Consider the following 17,398-nt stretch of genomic DNA (forward strand, 5'->3'; position numbering starts at 1 on the left):
CCGTGCAGTCGTGGACTACGTCGCTCAGTCGTCGAAGCCGCGCGCGGTCAGCGCATCGCCGAGGTGCTCAGCAGTCTGCAGCGCCCGCACGATGACCGGCACCGCGAGCGCCACGACCGAGCCCTCGGCACCGCGCGCCTTCCTCGCCTCGAGCACCTCGCGCACGATGTCGGCGAGGAGCGGCACGCACCGGATCGTGAGGGCGAGCGTGAGCCCGACGCGATCGGCGTCGATCCAGCGATGGAACGGGCGAAGCAGCACCTGCATGGCGTCGAGGGTCGCCGTGACGGGGGTCGTCAGCGTGTAGAGCGCAGCGAGGGCGACGGCGAGCACGAGCCGAACGGCCATCGTCGCCGCGGCCTCCCATCCGCCGAAGATCACCTGCACCGGCACGGCGAACGCGAGCAGCCACAGGATCGGCACGATCTGCCGCCACACGAGGCCGACGGGGAGCCACGCGACGACGAACAGGGCGGCCACGACACCCGAGGCCACGGCGAGGGCGACGAGGGAGGTCTGGAGGGCGATCACCGTGACGAGTACGGCGAGCACGCCGAGCTTCGCGAGTGCAGGAGTGCGATGCACGAGCGAGCGCCCCGGGTGGAAGACGCCGATCATCTCGGGCTGCCGATGAGTTCGCGGTAGGCCTCGAGCGCGACCTCGGGCCGATCATCGGCGACGACCCGGCCGTGCTCCATCACGATGACGCGGTCGAAGCCGTCGAGCAGCTCGAGCTGGTGGCTGACGACGACGAGCTGCTGGGGCAGCTCCGCGAAGTGCTCGCCGACGAGGCGCGCGTTGCGTGCGTCGAGGAGCGTGGTCGGCTCGTCGGCGACGATGACGCCCGGTTCGGCGACGAGCACCGAGGCGAGCGCGAGCAGCTGCTTCTGACCGCCCGAGAGGCGGTGCGCCGGCCGGTCGGCAAGGTCGTGGAGCCCGAACCGGTGCAGGGCCGCGTCGACGCGCGCCGCGGCATCCGCCTTCTCGAGCTTGTGACGCCGGAGCGTGAACGCGACGTCCTCGCGGACCGTCGGCATGACGATCTGGTTGTCGGCGTTCGTGAAGACGAAGCCGACCGTGCGGCGCACCTCGCGCGCGTGACGGGCGAGGTCGAGCCCGCCGACCGAGACGCGACCGCTGGTCGGCGTGACGAGCCCGTTGATCATGCGGGCGAGTGTCGACTTGCCCGAGCCGTTGGCCCCGACGATGCCGATGCGGTGCTCGTCGAGCACGAGCGAGACGTCGTCGACGACACGCTCCGCGTCGAAGTCGTGGCTGACGTGGTCGAAGACGATCCGGGTCATCATGCGTTCCGTTCCACGATCATGGCGATGCCCTGGCCGCCGCCGATCGAGCAGGCGGCGAGGCCCGGGCGTGCGTCATCCGACGCGAACATGCGGGCGGCGAGGCGCACGAGCAGCACGGCGCCCGAAGCGCCCCACGGGTGGCCGAGCGCGATGGCGCCGCCGTCGGCCGAGATGATCGACTCGTCGAGCCCGAGCTCGTCGCTGACCGCCAGGAGCTGCGCCGCGAACGCCTCGGTGATCTCGACGAAGCCGAGTTCGGCGGGGGACAGGCCGACGCGTGAGAGGGCGAGGCGGGCGGCGGAGGCCGCGCCGATGCCGGGCAGCGCGGGATCGCTGCCGGTGACGGCGGTCGCCACGATGGAGAGTGACGGGAGACCGAGGTCGCGTGCGACCCGATCGGTCGTGACCGCCATCATCGCTGCGCCGTCGGAGAAGCCGCAGGAGTTGCCCGCGGTGACGGTGCCGCTCGCGCCTGCTGCAGCGCTGGCGTCGGCCGCGAAGGCCGGCGCGAAGCGCGCGAGCCGCGTCGCGTCCATCGACGCTCGCGGCCGGTCGTCTCGCGCAACGCCGTCGACCGCGACGATCTCACCGTCGAAGACGCCGTTCGACTGCGCGGCGGCGGCTCGGGCGTGCGATCGGGCCGCCCAGGCGTCCTGCCGTTCACGGGAGATGCCGCGAACCGCCGCGAGACGGTCGGCGGCCGGGCCCATGTCGGGGTCGGGGAATCCGACCGGGGCGAAGGGCGCGCGCATGTAGCGCTCACCCGACTCCGGCCATGACCGGTGCGGCGCCGTCGATGCGGACTCCGCGCCGCCCGCGAGGAACAACTCGCCGGTGCCGGCTCCCACCCGGGCGGCCGCCTGCATGACGGCGTCGAGGCCCGAGCCGCATTGCCGGTCGATCGTGACACCGGGCACCGAGGTGCCGAGGCCGGCGCGCAGCGCGGCGACGCGAGCGAGGTCGCCGCCCGGTCCCATGCAGTTGCCGACCACGACGTCGTCGATCGGCAGCCCGCTCGGGGCGACGGCGGCGGCGACCGCGGCGAGCACCGGCGCGGCGATCGCGTCGACGGTGTGCGCGGCGAGGCTGCGGCCTGCCGTGCCGATCGCGGAGCGCAGCGGGGCCACGATGACGGGCGCGGTGCGAGGGCCCGGCGTCATGCGTCGCTCCGATCGGAAGCCGAGACGGGTGATGGAACCGACGGCATCGACGGAACCGGCGGCACTGCCGGGCCGAGGGCCCCCGTTTCGAGCGCGGCACGGACGAGTCCTCGCGCGGGTTTGCCGGAGTCGGTCATCGGGATCGTGCTCACGAACCACCGGCGCGGACGTTCGGCTGCGGGAAGGCGCTGCCGTGCCGCTGCCACGACCGCCGCGGCATCCATCGTGCCGTCGAGTTCGACGACCGTGACGATGCGCTCGCCGAGCAGTTCGTGCGGTTCGCCGAGCACGACGGCCGAGGCGATGCCGGGCGATGCGGCGAGTCGTGCTTCGAGGTCTTCCGCGAGCACGGTGGCGCCCGCGGTCGTGATCGCGGAGTCCCCGCGTCCGACGACGCGGAAGGTGCCGGATCCGATCGGTTCGGCGAGGTCGCCCACGGTGGCGAAGCCGTCGTCACTCCGTCGGAGCATGCCGCCGCCGACGGCGCCGAGTGCGAGGTAGGGCGAACGAGCCCAGAGCTCGCCCACGGCGCCGCCCCCGGCAGCTCCGCTCGGCCGGAGTTCGACGTCGACGCCCGGGAACGGCGCGAGGGCGCCGCCGTCGCCGACGGCCACGAACGAGAGTTCGGCCGCGCCGTAGTATTCGGTCAGACGGATGCCGCGCGCCGCCGCACGCTCGCGCAGCGAGTCGCTCATCGCCGCCCCGGCGACGATCGCCGTGAGGGGCGGGTCGGCGGCCTCGAGGAGACGTGCCAGGCGCGTCGGCGTCGCGTGCACGGTGGTTGCTCCCGAGAGCCGGTCGCCGACGGAGGCGCCGAGCCACAGCGTGTGCAGCGCCGCGTAGAGGTGCATGGAGACGTGCAGCGGCCCGGTGACGGCGATGCGGTCGCTCGCTCGGAGCCCGGCGATCTCGGCGAGCGGCGCCGCCGACGCGAGCCAGGAGTCGTTCGTCCGGGCGACCGCCCGAGGAGTGCCGGCCGGGTCGGACGAACCCGAGGTGAGCACCGCGAGCTCGGTGCCGGGCGGCAGGTCGGGCGAGATCCGCTCGGCGTCCGCTGCGTCACCGCCGACGAGCACGGGGCGACCGCGCTCGAGGCAGGCGAGCACGAGGGTGACGAGCCGAACTGGGTCGGTGCCGATCGGGCACGCGACGGGGCCGTCGCCGCTCGGCAGCACGGCCGCGGAGACGGCGTCGGCGAGCTCGCCGTAGCGCACGGCGTCGCCGCCGAACGCGAGGGCGATGCCGCCCCGCGGTCCCCGCAGCCAGTCGCTCACGCCGAGCGGTCCGAGGTGGTCGTATCGGCCGGTTCGGTCGATGGGGACGAGTCGGAAGGGGTCGAGCCTGCGGTCGGAGCGGCGGCCGCGCTCGATCGCGACGCCCACGGCCACGACTTCGGCTCGATGAGCCCGGGCCACGCCCGGTGCACGCCCTTCGCCACGAGCACGGTCACGACGACCTTGAGCACGTCGCCGGGGAGGAAGAACGCCGAGCCTGCGATGGCGACGCCGAGCGGGGTGCCGGTGATCGCGGCGAAGACGGGCACGCCGACGAGGTAGATGGCGACGATGCCCCCGAGCGCGGTCCACGCGAGCGCCGGGGCGATCGGGTACCGCGGCAGCAGCCGTGCCGTCGCCCAGCCGATGACGGCGGCGCCGAGCAGCCACCCGATGAGGTAGCCGACCGACGGGCCGATGAACACGCCGAGGCCGCCCCGGCCGCCGGAGAGCAGCGGCAGGCCGGCGGCGACGAGCACGATCAGGAGGAGTACCGAGAGGGTGCCCTTGCGGGCGCCGAGGATCGCGCCGGCGAGCATCACCCCGAGCGTCTGGAACGTGATCGGCACTGCCGTGCCGCCGATCGAGAGCGCCCCGGGCAGGCCCAGCGCGGCGATGAGGGCGGCGAAGACCGCGATCTGCGCCAGGTCGCGAGCGCTGCTGCGCCGCGAGCGGGCAGGCGGAGGCGCCTCGTTCGGCCCGGTCGTGGTCGTCGTGCTGGTGCTCTGACTGGTGCTGTGGGCGGAGCTCAACTGGTTCCCCTCTCGTGGCGTGCGGGCGACTGCCCGGAAATCACGCTACGAGGAGCGGGGGAGCGCATTCTCGATCGGCGGTACAAGAATGCGCGGCCGATTTTGGAGCGGGAGGCCCGCTTGCGCGAGCGGAGGTTTCGAGAGGGCGCCGGCGCGTCTCCTCAACCAGCGGGAAGCGGCTCAGGCGGCGCGGGCCTCGAGCGCCGTGGCAGCACCGATCGTCGGCAGTGCTGCGGCCTCGACTGCAGCGGATGCCTCGGCGAACTGTTCGTCGTCGGCCATCGCCTCGGTCGGCGCGGTCGTCTCGACCGGGTCGGCCCACACGATGAGCGGTGCCGGCTCCCAGCCGAGTGCGAGGGTCTCTTCGCCTGCGGGCACGACGACCGCGACGGAGTCGCGCTCCTCGAGGATGGCGCGGGTCAGTTCGGCCGCGATCTGGTGCGTGAGCATCGCGTGGAAGATGCGGTCGGTGTCGCCGTCTGACTTGCGTACGAGCGACCAGCCGCCACCCGGTCCGATGAATTCGGACAGCCGCGAGTTCAGCAGCTCGAAGATGTGCTCGCCGCGAAGATCCGCCGCGGAAGGGCGCGGGGTCGGGGCGGCAACATGGGCGGAGGCCTGGGCGGCAAGCCGTGCACGGCGCCAGCGGCGGAACATCGGTGACCCCTCTCGTGGGTTCGTCTCGGGTCGTTCGTCCCAGTTTCGGGCACGCTCGTGCGGATTGCGAGTGACACGCCGCGGAACGCCGCCGCGGGGTCGTTATTCGCCGAGCTCGCCGTGCTTGGTCTCTTCGGCGACCGTCCCGATCGCGATCGCGAGGCTCGCCGCCCACGACACCCACATGAGCAGCAGGCGCCAATCGCGCGGCCCCGAGGCGGTGGTCTTCACCACGCCGATGCCACTGAGGATGGCGCTGATCACGGCGCCGCTGAAGAGGTACTTGCGCATGTCGCAACGCTACCGTGCCGACTCCGGCGGCTGAGAGACATCCGTGAATCTGACCGATCGTGCAGGAGCTGACCGATCGGTCAATTACCGTGGAGGCATGCCCTCCGACGTCACTGTTCCCTCCCGCGTGCGCGCCAGCGACGAGCTGCGCCAAGCCGCTCTCGAGCAGTTCGCGACCGTCGGCTTCGCCGCGAGCTCGCTGCAGCAGATCGCCGACCACGCCGGCTACTCGAAGTCGAGCGTGCTCTACCACTACGCCTCGAAGGAGGCGCTGCTCGAGGCCGCGATCGGCCCTGCGATCGACCTGCTCGAGACCCTGCTGCGCGACTTCGTCGCGGGCGGGCGGGCGGCCGCCGCCCGGGCCGTCTTCATCGAGCGCTTCGTCGACTTCCTGCTCGGCAACCGGCTCGCGGTGCACACCTTCGTGAACCAGGGCCAGTCGCTGCGCGGACTGCCGGTCATCGAACGCGCGAACACCGCGATCCGGGGGCTCGCCGACTCGATCTGCGCCGACGACGCGAGCCTCGCCGAGCAGATGCGCTTCGGCGTCGCCCTCGCGGGCGCCACCTACATGCTCGTGGCGGGCGCCACGTTCCTCGACGACGGCGACCAGCAGTTCGCCGACGCAGAGGTGCGCGACGCCCTCGTCGCCGTGCTCTCCGAACTCCTGCTGACGGCCGACGGCCGCCCGACCCGATAGGACCGCCCCATGGCTCTCCTCCTCCACCGCATCGGCCGCTTCGCGTTCCGTCGTGCCTGGTACGTCATCGTCGCGTGGGTGCTCCTGCTCGGCGGGCTGCTCGGCACGGGCCTCGCCCTCGGCGGTCAACTGCAGGACTCCTTCGCCATTCCCGGCACCGAGTCGCAGACGGCCATCGACCAGCTCGCCGCCGTGTTCCCCGAGACCGCCGGAGCCTCGGCCAAGGCGGTCGTCGAGGCCCCCGACGGCGAGACCGTCGAGGCGGCCTCCGCACGCGCGGCGATCGAGGCGATGGAGGCCGAGCTCGAACAGGTCGACGGGGTCGCGAGCGTGCTCGGACCGTTCGACGAGTACGCGGGCGACCAGATCTCGGGCGACGCCCGCACCGCCTACATCCAGGTCCAGTTCGACGGCCAGGTCACCGATGTCACCCCCGAGTCGCTCGAGGCCGTCGAGGCCACGGGCGAGATCGGCGTCGACGCCGGCCTCACCGTCGCGTTCGGCGGCGACGTCTTTCAGGAGACGAGCTTCGGGCTCACCGTCACAGAGGTGTTCGGCGTGCTCTTCGCCGCGGTCGTGCTCGTCATCACCTTCGGCTCGCTCCTCGCGGCCGGCATGCCGCTGCTGACCGCCCTCGTCGGCGTCGGCGCGGCCTTCGGCGGCATCTCGATCGTCGCCGCGTTCACGACGGTCTCGTCGACGGCGCCCATGCTCGCCGTCATGATCGGCCTCGCGGTCGGCATCGACTACGCGCTCTTCATCCTTTCGCGGCATCGCAACCAGCTCGCTCGCGGCCAAGACCCCGAGGAGTCGGCGGCAGAGGCGGTCGCGACCGCGGGCGGTGCCGTGGTCTTCGCAGGCCTCACCGTCATCATCGCGCTGCTCGGGCTCCTGGTGGTCGGCATCCCGTTCCTCAGCGTCATGGGCGTCGGCGCGGCCTTCGCCGTGCTCATCGCCGTGGCGGGCGCCGTCACGCTGCTGCCCGCCCTGCTCGGCGTCTTCGGACGCAAGCTCGTGCCGAAGCCGGGCAGCCGCGCTCATCGCCGTGCGAACGCCGATGACGACAGCGGCAAGCGCACGATGGGCCGCCGCTGGGTCGACCTCGTGCTGAAGGCGCCCGTGGTGTTCGTCGTGCTCGTCGTGGGCGTGCTCGGCGCCGCCGCGGTGCCGGCCCTCAGCCTCGACCTCAACCTCCCGAACGGCTCGGGCACCGAGGGCTCGAGCCAGCGGGAGGCCTACGAGATGATCGAGGACGGCTTCGGGCCGGGCTACAACGGCCCGCTCATCGTCACCGTCGACATCACCCAGACGACCGATATCTTCGGCGACCTCGACGCCATCGGCGCCCGCATCGGCGAACTCGACGACGTCGCGTTCGTCGGGCAGGGGCTGCCGAACGCGACGGCCGACACGGCGATCATCCAGGTCATTCCCGAGAGCGCACCGGATGCCCCGGCGACGAAGGTGCTCGTCGAGAACCTCCGCGAGCTCGAACCCTCGATCACCGACGACTTCGGCACGCCCATCGCCGTCACCGGCTACACGGCCGTCGCGATCGACATCTCGAACCGGCTCGCCGACGCGCTGATCCCGTTCGCGCTCATCGTCGTGGGTCTCTCGATCGTGCTGCTCCTCATGGTGTTCCGTTCGGTGTTCGTGCCGATCAAGGCGGCCCTCGGCTTCCTGCTCTCGGCGTTCGGCGCAATCGGCGTCACGGTCGCGATCTTCCAATGGGGATGGCTCGCCGAGCTGCTGCACGTCGAGCCCGGGCCGATCCTGAGCTTCCTGCCGATCCTGCTCATGGCGGTGCTGTTCGGCCTCGCCATGGACTACCAGGTGTTCCTCGTCTCGGGCATGCGCGAGGAGTACGTGAAGACCGGGGATGCACGGAAGTCGATCGTGCACGGCTTCCAGCACGCCGCACGCGTCGTCACGGCCGCTGCCCTCATCATGTTCTTCGTCTTCTTCGCCTTCGTGCCCGAGGGTGCCGGCGTGATCAAGGGCATCGCCTTCGCGCTCGCCGTGGGCGTCGCGTTCGACGCCTTCCTCGTGCGCATGACGCTCGTGCCCGCGGCGATGGCGCTCGCCGGCAACGCGGCCTGGTGGCTGCCGAAGTGGCTCGCCAGGGTGCTGCCGAACGTCGACATCGAGGGCGAGGGCCTGCGCGCCCACCTCGAGCAGGAGGAGTGGGCGGCGTCGCGTCCCGCCGCCGTGAACGCCGAGGACGCCGTCTTCGGGCTGCCCGAGCGGCCGATCGGCCCGCTGACGGTCGAGGTGCCGGTGGGCGGCGTGCTCGTCGTGCAGGGCGACGCCGTCGATCGCCGCGTCGTCTCGGCGACCCTCGCGGGCCGGCTCGCGCCGGTCGGGGGCCGCCTCGCGGTGCTCGGCTCGCCGTTGCCCTCGGGCGCCGGCACCGTCATGCGCGGTGTCGCGATCGCCGAGGTCGCGGCAGATGCCTCGCCGGGCGCCACGATCGGCGAACTCATCGCCGTCCGCCTCGACGCCACACGCCCCTGGTACCGCGTCGCACCGTCGAACGGGCTCGTGCACACCTGGACCGAACGCGCGGCTGCTGCCGCCGGCCACGGCCCCGACGGGCCGCGGTTCACGACCGAGACGCCGCTCTCCGCGCTCGGCGTCGAGGCCCGCACACTCGTCGCCGTGGCGGCGGCGCTCGCCGAGCGGCCGAAGGCGATCGTCATCGACCTCGACGACGATCCGGGTTCGTCCACCGGCGCCCTCTGGCATGCGCTCGCCGCGCTCGTGCCCGCCCAGGTCACGGTGATCGTCGGCCTCGGCGCCGCCGCCGTGTCACCCGCGGTCTCGCCGCAACTCGCGGCCCGCGGCATCCGCACCCTCGAACCCGTCTCGCGCAGCCAGGAGGCCCTCCGATGAGCACCCGACTCTCCCGACTCTTCGGCTCGACGCCCGGTCAGCGACGCGTGCGCTTCGGCGTGCTGGTCGCCGCGGTCGTCGCCGTGCCGCTCGCCGTCGCCGGGCTCGTCTCCGGCGCCGTCGGCACCGGCGGCGACAACCTCGAGCAGATTCCGGCCGTCGTCGTGAACAACGACGAGATGGTCACGATGACGCTGCCCGACGGCACCGAGCAGCCCGTGCTCGCGGGGCGACTGCTCGTGACCGAGCTGACCGACCCCGAGGCCTCCGGATTCCAATGGAAGATCTCGAACGACGACGAGGCCGCCGACCTCCTCGCCTCGGGCGACGCCTACGCGGTGCTCACGATTCCCGCCGACTTCTCGGAGTCGGTGACCTCGCTCTCGGGCGCCGACCCGACGCAGGCGAACCTCGACATCCGTACCGACGACGCCCACGGCTACCTCGCCGGCTCCGTCGCGCAATCGGTCGGCGACGCCATGTCGGCGACGTTCGGCCGAGAGCTGACGGCGCAGTACCTCGAGGGGTTATACGCGAACCTCGGGGCGATGGGCGGCTCGCTCGGGGAGGCCGCCGACGGCGCGACGCAGCTCTCGAGCGGCGTCGGCTCGCTCGCGGGCGGCCTCGGCACCCTCTCGAGCGGGGTCGCCTCGGCGACCACGGGCGCAGCGGATGCCGCGAGCGGCGCGCACCAGTACGCCGCGGGTGTCACGCAGTACACGCAGGGCGTCGACGGTCTCGCGGGCGGGCTCGGCCAGCTGAGCGTGGGTGCTTCGGGGCTCAGCGAGCTCTCTTCGGGAATCACCGCCTACACCGGCGGAGTCTCCTCGATCAGCAAGAACTACGCGGCCCTGCAGCCGGGCCTGCTCGGCCTCATCGACGCGAGCATCCCCGGTGGTGCCGCCAGCTGCGCAGTGACTCCGCTTCCTGATCCACTGAAGGACATCTGCGGCCTCCGAGCCGGCGTGACGGGCGTCGGCGGCGGGCTCGCCCAGCTCGATGCACAGGGTGCGACCCTTTCGGCGTCGGCGTCGAGCGGCATCGCCGGCATCCAGGGCGGCATCGCCCAGTCCGCCGACGGCGCCGCTCAGCTGGCCGGGGGATCGGCAGCGATCCGCGACGGGGCCGATGGCCTCGCCACGGGCCTCGACAGCCTCGCGGGCGGTCTCGGCGCACTCCAGACCGGCGCAGCCGATGCCGCGAGCGGTGCCACGCAGCTCGCGAGCGGCGCCGACACCCTCGCCTCGGGTCTCGCTTCGGGCGCCGAGAGCGCGACCGCGCTCACCGACATCGATGCCGCGAAGACCGCCGGGGTCATCGCCGAGCCGGTCACGGTCGACGCGAGCCGCGATCACGAGATCGCCGGCACCGGCGACGTCATCGGCATGCTCTTCCTCCCGGTCGGCCTGTGGCTCGGTGCGCTCGCGCTCTTCCTCGTCTTCCGGCCGTTCGGGCGGGAAGCGCTCCGCTCCACCGCCTCGACCGGCGGCCTCGTCTGGCGCACGCTCGCGCGTGCCGGTCTCATCGCCCTCGCACAGGCCGTCGCCGTCGTGCTGCTGCTGCACGGCGTCATGGGCGTCGCCTGGAGCTTGCTGCCGCAGACGCTCGCGTTCGCCGCGCTGCTCGCCCTCGTCTTCACCTCGCTGCACGCCTTCCTGACGGTGTGGCTCGGCCGGGCGGGCCTGCTCATCTCGCTCGTGCTCGTCGCGCTGCAGCTCACCGCTTCGGGCGGGCTGTACCCGGTCGAGGTGCTGAGCGGTCCGTACCAGGCGATCAGTCCCGTGCTGCCGCTCACCTGGGCGGTGCAGGGCATGCAGTTCATCGTCTCGGGCGCCGCCGGGGGATCGGTCGCGATGGCGGCGGGCGTGCTCGTCGTCTTCGGACTCGTGGGCGTGCTCGGCACGGCGCTCGTCGTCGGTCGGCGCCGGGGCATCCGCTCGATCGGATTCGCCGCGGCTGCGCTCGGCTGACACCCCTGCCTGACACCCGGTGCCTGACGCGATGGCGGCAGGCACCGGGTGGTCTTGCAGCGGGTCAGGCCGGGTTCAGCGCCGCGATCGCGCTCACCTCGATCAGGGCGCCCGGCACGCCGAGCGCGGCGACGACCGCGGCCGTGACGAGCGGCGGGGCGTCGGCACCGCCGAGTCGCGGCCCGATCGCGCCGTAGGCGGCCCCGAGGTCGGCGCCTTCGGCGATGAACACCGTCCACTGCACGACATCGGCGAGCGAGGCGCCGGCGGCCTCGAGCGCGATCTCCGCGTTGTCGAGGGCCCTGACGGACTGGGCGACGACATCGTCGGAGACGACGGCGCCCGTCTCGTCGACACCGTTCTGGCCGCCGATGTAGACGGTCGTCGCACCCGCGGGCACGACGGCGACGTGGCTGAACGCCGGGCTCACGACGAGACCGGCCGGTTGGATTCGTGTGATCTCCATGCGGGCATGCTCCCACTCGCCACCGACAGGCGCAGCAACGGCCGTCAACCGACGGGCGCAGCCGGTCGAGGCGCGAGCGGCTGTTAGCCTGAGCGGAGCGCGAGGAGGGACATCCGCTCTATGAACGCCCCTGAACCATCACGCGACGATCTCTACGTCGACGCCGCCTACGACATGATCGTGGTCTCCAACCGGTTGCCGGTCGACTACCAGCCCGGCCCAGACGGGGAGACCACCTGGAAGAGCTCGCCCGGCGGGCTCGTCACCGCCCTCGAACCCGTCATGCGCGCCGCCGACGGCGCCTGGGTCGGATGGGCGGGAGTCGCCGACCGCGAGTTCGACCCGTTCGAGCACGACGGCATCAACATCATCCCGGTGCCGCTCTCGGAGTCGGAGCTCGAGGAGTACTACGAGGGCTTCTCCAACGACACGCTCTGGCCGCTCTACCACGACGTCATCGCACCTCCGTCGTACCACCGCGAGTGGTGGGACGCCTACGTGCGGGTGAACCGCCGGTTCGCGGAGGCCGCTGCACGCGCCGCGTCGCCCGGCGCGGTCGTCTGGGTGCAGGATTACCAGCTGCAGCTCGTGCCGAAGATGCTGCGCGAGAAGCGCCCCGACCTCGTCATCGGCTTCTTCAACCACATCCCGTTCCCGGCCTACGGCATCTACTCGCAGCTGCCGTGGCGGCGCCAGGTGCTCGACGGCCTGCTGGGCGCCGACGTCATCGGCTTCCAGCGCGCCGCCGACGCCGGCAACTTCACGCGCGCCGTGCGCCGGTTGTTCGGCTACGCCACTCGGGGCAGCGTGCTCGACGTGCCGGGCCCCGACGGCGAGGTGCGCCACGTCGTCGCCCGGCAGTTCCCGATCTCGATCGATTCGGCGGGGTTCGAGGAGCTCGCGCGGCGCCCCGAGGTGCAGGCTCGCGCCCACGAGATCCGTGAGAGCCTCGGCAACCCCGAGACGATCATGCTCGGCGTCGACCGCCTCGACTACACGAAGGGCATCCGGCACCGCCTGAAGGCCTACGGCGAACTGCTGCGCGACGGCCGGCTCTCGGTGGAGGACGTCACGCTCGTGCAGGTCGCGAGCCCGTCGCGCGAGCGCGTCGAGACGTACCGGCAGCTGCGCGACGAGATCGAGCTCATGGTGGGCCGGCTGAACGGCGACCACTCGACCCTCGGCCACCAGGCCATCGCCTACCTGCATCACGGCTACCCGCGTGAAGAGATGGTGGCGCTGTACCTGGCGGCCGACGTCATGCTCGTCACGGCGCTCCGCGACGGCATGAACCTCGTGGCGAAGGAGTTCGTCGCCTGCAGCTTCGACGACGACGGCGTGCTCGTGCTCAGCGAGTTCACCGGAGCATCCGACGAGCTGCGCCAGGCGATCCTCGTGAACCCGCATGACATCGAGGGCCTGAAGGACGCGATGGTCGAGGCGGCACGGATGCCTCGCAAGGAGCGCGCCCGTCGCATGCGGGCGCTGCGCAAGCGCGTGCGTGAGAACGACGTCGCCAAGTGGTCATCGACGTTCCTGAAGACGCTGACCGGGGCCGGCATTATCGCCTCGGGCGTCCCAGACGGGCTGGATGCCGCGATCTCCCGTATCGCGAGCACCGACCGCCTGCTCGTCGCCCTCGACTTCGACGGCACGCTCGCGCCGCTCGTCGACCGGCCCGAGGATGCGCGGGCGACGAGCCGCGCCCGCGCGGCGATCGAACGCCTCGCCGACACCGACGACACCCGGGTCGCGATCGTCTCGGGCCGCGCGCTCGAGAGCCTCCGCGAGGTCGCCGATCCGCCGCAGGGCACGCTCATGAGCGGCTCGCACGGCGTCGAGCTGCAACTCGACACCGGGGGCGTCACGATCGACCTCCGCGACGCCGAGCTCGCCGCGCTCGAGCACCTCACCCGACTGCTCGAGGAGGTCGCCTCCGGCGCCGAGGGCGCATGGGTGGAGTGGAAGCCGGCCGGGCTCGCGCTGCACACGCGGAAGGTCGCGCCAGATACCGCGAGCGAGCTGCAGAAGGTGGCCAAGGCGCGCGTCGAGGCCGAGATCCCCGAGCTCACCGTGCGGGGCGGCAAGGGCGTGCTGGAGTTCTCGGTGCGCCCGAGCGACAAGGGCGAGGCGCTCACCCGGCTCCGCCAGCACTCGGGGGCGAGCGCGGTCATCTACGTCGGCGACGACGTCACCGACGAAGACGCCTTCGCCGCCCTCGAGTCGGAGGACCTCGGCGTGAAGGTCGGTCAGGGCCGGTCGCTCGCGGCCCACCGCGTGCGCAGTCCCGACGACGTCGCGAACCTGCTCGAGCGCCTCGCCGAGGCCCGTGAAGCGACGCACGGGGGCCCCTCGCGCTGGCCATAGACTCGTTGCATGTCGGAGTTCGATCCCAAACCTCGTAGCCGCACCGTCACCGACGGTATCGAAGCCATGACCAGCCGGGGCATGCTCCGCGCCGTCGGCATGGGCGATGCCGATTGGGACAAGCCGCAGATCGGCATCGCGTCCTCCTGGAACGAGATCACCCCCTGCAACCTCTCGCTCGCACGCCTCGCGCAGGCGGCGAAGGAGGGCGTGCACGGCGGCGGCGGCTACCCGCTGCAGTTCGGCACCGTCTCCGTCTCCGACGGCATCTCGATGGGCCACGAGGGCATGCACTTCTCCCTCGTCTCGCGTGAGGTCATCGCCGACTCGGTCGAGGTCGTCATGCAGGCCGAGCGCCTCGACGGCTCGGTGCTGCTCGCGGGCTGCGACAAGTCCATCCCGGGCATGCTCATGGCAGCCGCCCGTCTCGACCTCGCCTCCGTCTTCCTCTACGCGGGCTCGATCGCGCCCGGCTGGGTGCGTCTCTCCGACGGCACCGAGAAAGACATCACGATCATCGACTCGTTCGAGGCGGTCGGCGCGGTCAAGGCCGGCACCATGAGCGCCGAAGACGCGCACCGCATCGAGTGCGCGTTCGCCCCGGGCGAGGGTGCCTGCGGCGGCATGTACACCGCCAACACCATGGCCTCGGTCGCCGAGGCGCTCGGCCTCTCGCTGCCGGGCTCGGCATCGCCGGCGTCCGCCGACCGCCGTCGCGACTACTACGCGCACCGCTCGGGCGAGGCGGTCGTGAACCTCCTGAAGCACGGCATCACGGCCCGTCAGATCCTCACCAAGAAGGCGTTCGAGAACGCCATCGCGGTCGGCATGGCGCTCGGCGGCTCGACGAACATCGTGTTGCACCTGCTCGCGATCGCCCGCGAGGCCGAGGTCGACCTGACGCTCGACGACTTCAACCGCATCGGTGCGAAGGTGCCCCACATCGGCGACCTGAAGCCGTTCGGCAAGTACGTCATGAACGACGTCGACCGTCGCGGCGGCGTGCCCGTGCTGATGAAGGCGCTCCTCGACGCCGGCCTCCTGCACGGCGACGTGCTCACCGTCACCGGCAAGACGATGGCCGAGAACCTCGAGGAGCTGAACCTGCCGCCGCTCGACGGCGAGGTGCTCCGCACGCTCGACAACCCGATCCACGAGACCGGCGGGCTCACGATCCTGCACGGTTCGCTCGCGCCCGAGGGTGCGGTCGTGAAGACGGCCGGTTTCGATGCGGCCACGTTCGAGGGCCCCGCGCGCGTGTTCGAGCGCGAGCGGGCGGCGATGGACGCACTCACCGCAGGCGAGATCAAGGCGGGCGACGTGGTCGTCATCCGCTATGAGGGCCCCAAGGGCGGGCCCGGCATGCGGGAGATGCTGGCCATCACCGCAGCCATCAAGGGCGCCGGTCTCGGAAAAGATGTACTACTCTTGACGGACGGTCGATTCTCAGGCGGCACAACCGGCCTCTGCATCGGCCATCTGGCACCCGAAGCGGTGGACGCAGGTCCCATCGCCTTCGTGCGCGATGGTGATCTCATACGGGTCGATATCGCAGCTCGTTCCATCGACCTACTGGTCGACGATGCCGAGCTGGCTGCCCGCCGTGAAGGCTGGGCTCCGCTTCCCCCGCGCTATACCCGTGGCGTCCTCGCGAAGTACTCGAAGCTCGTGCGTTCCGCCGCTGAAGGCGCCACGACGGGCTGAGTGCTGCGTTTCCCGCACACACCGTCCACCAGAACAGGAACCGAATGACCACGGAATCCAGTCCCGTGCCATCGCCCGCCCCCGTGCCCTCCGGCGCTCCCGTGGAGATCACGGGCGCCGAGGCGGTCGTCCGTTCACTCGAGATGCTCGGCATCACCGACGTGTTCGGCCTCCCCGGCGGCGCGATCCTCCCCGTCTACGACCCGCTGCTCGACAGCAAGAAGCTCCGCCACATCCTCGTTCGCCACGAGCAGGGCGCCGGCCACGCGGCCGAGGGCTACGCCTCCTCGTCGGGCAAGACCGGCGTCGCCATCGCGACGTCGGGTCCCGGCGCGACGAACCTCGTCACGGCCATCGCCGACGCGCACATGGACTCGGTGCCGATGCTCGCGATCACCGGCCAGGTGTTCTCGAACCTCATGGGCACCGATGCCTTCCAGGAGGCCGACATCGTCGGCATCACGATGCCGATCACGAAGCACTCCTTCCTGGTGAAGGATGCCGCGGAGATCCCGGCGACCATCGCGGCGGCGTACCACATCGCCTCGACCGGCCGGCCGGGCCCCGTGCTCGTCGACATCACGAAGGACGCGCAGCAGGCGAAGGCCGTCTTCCGCTGGCCGCCGAAGATCGACCTGCCGGGCTACCGTCCGATCACGAAGGCCCACGGCAAGCAGGTCTCTGCGGCCGCCCAGCTGCTCGCCGAGGCGAAGCGACCCGTGCTGTACGTGGGTGGCGGAGTCATCCGCTCGGGCGCATCTGCCGAACTGCTGGCCCTCGCCGAGACGACGAACGCACCGGTCGTGACGACGCTCATGGCGCGCGGCGCGTTCCCCGACTCGCACCGACAGCACCTCGGCATGCCGGGCATGCACGGCACCGTTCCCGCCGTGATCGCGCTGCAGGAGGCCGACCTCCTGATCGCCCTCGGCGCCCGCTTCGACGACCGCGTGACCGGCAAGGCGGCGCTCTTCGCGCCGAACGCGAAGGTCGTGCACGTCGACATCGACCCGGCCGAGATCTCCAAGATCCGCGTCGCCGACGTGCCCATCGTGGGCGACGCGAAAGACGTGCTCGTCGACCTCGAGACCGCCTATCGCGACGCCGTCGCGAAGGAGACCGGCGCACCCGACCTCGACGAGTGGTGGGCGACGCTCGACGGGCTCCGCGCGGAGTTCCCGCTCGGGTTCTCGACGCCGTCCGACGGGCTGCTGGCGCCCCAGCAGGTCATCCAGCGCATCGGCGAGCTCACCGGCCCAGAGGCCGTCTACGCCGCGGGCGTCGGCCAGCACCAGATGTGGGCCGCGCAGTTCATCAAGTACGAGCGCCCGAACTCCTGGCTGAACTCGGGCGGCGCCGGCACGATGGGCTACGCCGTTCCCGCCGCGATGGGCGCGAAGGTCGCCGAGCCCGACCGCGTGGTCTGGGCCATCGACGGCGACGGATGCTTCCAGATGACCAATCAGGAGCTCGCGACCTGCACGTTGAACAAGATCCCGATCAAGGTCGCGATCATCAACAACTCCTCGCTCGGCATGGTGCGCCAGTGGCAGACCCTGTTCTACGACGGCCGGTACTCCAACACCGACCTGAACACGGGCCATGACAGCGTGCGCATCCCCGACTTCGTGGCACTCGCCGAGGCATACGGATGTCTCGGCATCCGGGTCACGAAAGAAGACGAGATCGACGACGCCATCAAGCTCGCCCTCGAGACGAACGACCGCCCAGTGGTGATCGACTTCGTCGTGTCGGCCGACGCGATGGTGTGGCCGATGGTGCCGCAGGGCGTCTCGAACAGCTACATCCAGTACGCCCGCGATCACTCGCCGGCTTTCAGCGAGGAGGACTGACC

Annotated in this window: 14 protein-coding genes; 6 read left to right on the top strand and 8 right to left on the bottom strand. The window is 71.6% G+C overall.

What is annotated here, in order from left to right:
- Positions 1-24 precede the first annotated feature (24 nt).
- The 7 genes from VPH61_RS16375 to VPH61_RS16405 all read right to left on the bottom strand — a co-directional run bounded on the left by VPH61_RS16375 (position 25) and on the right by VPH61_RS16405 (position 5,441).
- Positions 25-618 (bottom strand): energy-coupling factor transporter transmembrane component T family protein, encoded by a 594-nt coding sequence (locus VPH61_RS16375; protein WP_332064576.1) that lies wholly within the window; start codon positions 616-618, stop codon positions 25-27.
- The gene (locus VPH61_RS16380) at positions 615-1,304 is read right to left on the bottom strand and encodes an energy-coupling factor ABC transporter ATP-binding protein (RefSeq protein WP_332064577.1); all 690 of its coding nucleotides are present in this window, start codon (positions 1,302-1,304) and stop codon (positions 615-617) included. The genes VPH61_RS16375 and VPH61_RS16380 overlap by 4 nt, the downstream gene beginning before the upstream one ends.
- Positions 1,304-2,467, bottom strand: a complete 1,164-nt coding sequence (locus VPH61_RS16385) for a thiolase family protein (RefSeq protein WP_332064578.1) — start codon at positions 2,465-2,467, stop codon at positions 1,304-1,306. Before VPH61_RS16385 ends, VPH61_RS16380 begins: the two co-directional genes overlap by 1 nt.
- Positions 2,464-3,741, bottom strand: a complete 1,278-nt coding sequence (locus VPH61_RS16390; RefSeq protein ID WP_332064579.1) for an AMP-binding enzyme — start codon at positions 3,739-3,741, stop codon at positions 2,464-2,466. Before VPH61_RS16390 ends, VPH61_RS16385 begins: the two co-directional genes overlap by 4 nt.
- A complete protein-coding gene (locus tag VPH61_RS16395) occupies positions 3,738-4,493 on the bottom strand; it encodes a biotin transporter BioY (protein ID WP_332064580.1) in 756 nt (251 codons plus the stop codon). The genes VPH61_RS16390 and VPH61_RS16395 overlap by 4 nt, the downstream gene beginning before the upstream one ends.
- 180 nt (positions 4,494-4,673) lie before the next feature.
- The gene (locus VPH61_RS16400) at positions 4,674-5,150 is read right to left on the bottom strand and encodes a hypothetical protein (RefSeq protein ID WP_332064581.1); all 477 of its coding nucleotides are present in this window, start codon (positions 5,148-5,150) and stop codon (positions 4,674-4,676) included.
- Between the two features lie 102 nt (positions 5,151-5,252).
- Complete coding sequence (locus tag VPH61_RS16405; protein WP_332064582.1) at positions 5,253-5,441, bottom strand: hypothetical protein; 189 nt, start codon at positions 5,439-5,441, stop codon at positions 5,253-5,255.
- Positions 5,442-5,538: 97 nt separating this feature from the next.
- Here VPH61_RS16405 and VPH61_RS16410 point away from each other — a divergent pair, with 97 nt between their 5' ends.
- Genes VPH61_RS16410 through VPH61_RS16420 form a run of 3 tightly spaced genes read left to right on the top strand, consistent with a single transcriptional unit; the run spans position 5,539 to position 11,006 of the window.
- On the top strand, positions 5,539-6,141 hold the full coding sequence (locus VPH61_RS16410) for a TetR/AcrR family transcriptional regulator (RefSeq protein WP_332064583.1): 603 nt from the start codon (positions 5,539-5,541) through the stop codon (positions 6,139-6,141).
- Between the two features lie 9 nt (positions 6,142-6,150).
- Positions 6,151-9,036, top strand: a complete 2,886-nt coding sequence (locus VPH61_RS16415) for an MMPL family transporter (RefSeq protein WP_332064584.1) — start codon at positions 6,151-6,153, stop codon at positions 9,034-9,036.
- Positions 9,033-11,006, top strand: a complete 1,974-nt coding sequence (locus VPH61_RS16420) for a YhgE/Pip domain-containing protein (RefSeq protein WP_332064585.1) — start codon at positions 9,033-9,035, stop codon at positions 11,004-11,006. Before VPH61_RS16415 ends, VPH61_RS16420 begins: the two co-directional genes overlap by 4 nt.
- 64 nt (positions 11,007-11,070) lie before the next feature.
- On the opposite strand, the gene VPH61_RS16425 is transcribed toward VPH61_RS16420, so the two are convergent.
- Positions 11,071-11,472 (bottom strand): RidA family protein, encoded by a 402-nt coding sequence (locus tag VPH61_RS16425; protein WP_332064586.1) that lies wholly within the window; start codon positions 11,470-11,472, stop codon positions 11,071-11,073.
- Between the two features lie 120 nt (positions 11,473-11,592).
- On the opposite strand from VPH61_RS16425, the gene VPH61_RS16430 reads away from it, so the two are divergent.
- From VPH61_RS16430 to VPH61_RS16440, 3 genes are read left to right on the top strand one after another with little or no spacing between them, the layout of a single operon-like run.
- Complete coding sequence (locus VPH61_RS16430; protein ID WP_332064587.1) at positions 11,593-13,839, top strand: bifunctional alpha,alpha-trehalose-phosphate synthase (UDP-forming)/trehalose-phosphatase; 2,247 nt, start codon at positions 11,593-11,595, stop codon at positions 13,837-13,839.
- A gap of 9 nt (positions 13,840-13,848) precedes the next feature.
- Positions 13,849-15,543, top strand: a complete 1,695-nt coding sequence (gene ilvD, locus VPH61_RS16435; protein ID WP_204459073.1) for a dihydroxy-acid dehydratase — start codon at positions 13,849-13,851, stop codon at positions 15,541-15,543.
- 44 nt (positions 15,544-15,587) lie between these two features.
- On the top strand, positions 15,588-17,396 hold the full coding sequence (locus tag VPH61_RS16440) for an acetolactate synthase large subunit (protein WP_332064588.1): 1,809 nt from the start codon (positions 15,588-15,590) through the stop codon (positions 17,394-17,396).
- The last annotated feature ends 2 nt before the right edge of the window (positions 17,397-17,398 follow it).

The organism is Agromyces sp. CCNWLW203 (genome assembly GCF_036576125.1).
In the GTDB taxonomy this organism is placed as follows: Bacteria; Actinomycetota; Actinomycetes; order Actinomycetales; family Microbacteriaceae; genus Agromyces.

What these genes read in the sequence shown, in the direction of transcription:
- VPH61_RS16375 (WP_332064576.1), bottom strand. Translation starts at nt 618, where the DNA reads ATGATCGGCGTCTTCCACCCGGGGCGCTCGCTCGTGCATCGCACTCCT.
- VPH61_RS16380 (WP_332064577.1), bottom strand. Translation starts at nt 1,304, where the DNA reads ATGACCCGGATCGTCTTCGACCACGTCAGCCACGACTTCGACGCGGAG.
- VPH61_RS16385 (WP_332064578.1), bottom strand. Translation starts at nt 2,467, where the DNA reads ATGACGCCGGGCCCTCGCACCGCGCCCGTCATCGTGGCCCCGCTGCGC.
- VPH61_RS16400 (WP_332064581.1), bottom strand. Translation starts at nt 5,150, where the DNA reads ATGTTCCGCCGCTGGCGCCGTGCACGGCTTGCCGCCCAGGCCTCCGCC.
- VPH61_RS16405 (WP_332064582.1), bottom strand. Translation starts at nt 5,441, where the DNA reads ATGCGCAAGTACCTCTTCAGCGGCGCCGTGATCAGCGCCATCCTCAGT.
- VPH61_RS16410 (WP_332064583.1), top strand. Translation starts at nt 5,539, where the DNA reads ATGCCCTCCGACGTCACTGTTCCCTCCCGCGTGCGCGCCAGCGACGAG.
- VPH61_RS16415 (WP_332064584.1), top strand. Translation starts at nt 6,151, where the DNA reads ATGGCTCTCCTCCTCCACCGCATCGGCCGCTTCGCGTTCCGTCGTGCC.
- VPH61_RS16420 (WP_332064585.1), top strand. Translation starts at nt 9,033, where the DNA reads ATGAGCACCCGACTCTCCCGACTCTTCGGCTCGACGCCCGGTCAGCGA.
- VPH61_RS16425 (WP_332064586.1), bottom strand. Translation starts at nt 11,472, where the DNA reads ATGGAGATCACACGAATCCAACCGGCCGGTCTCGTCGTGAGCCCGGCG.
- VPH61_RS16430 (WP_332064587.1), top strand. Translation starts at nt 11,593, where the DNA reads ATGAACGCCCCTGAACCATCACGCGACGATCTCTACGTCGACGCCGCC.
- ilvD (WP_204459073.1), top strand. Translation starts at nt 13,849, where the DNA reads ATGTCGGAGTTCGATCCCAAACCTCGTAGCCGCACCGTCACCGACGGT.
- VPH61_RS16440 (WP_332064588.1), top strand. Translation starts at nt 15,588, where the DNA reads ATGACCACGGAATCCAGTCCCGTGCCATCGCCCGCCCCCGTGCCCTCC.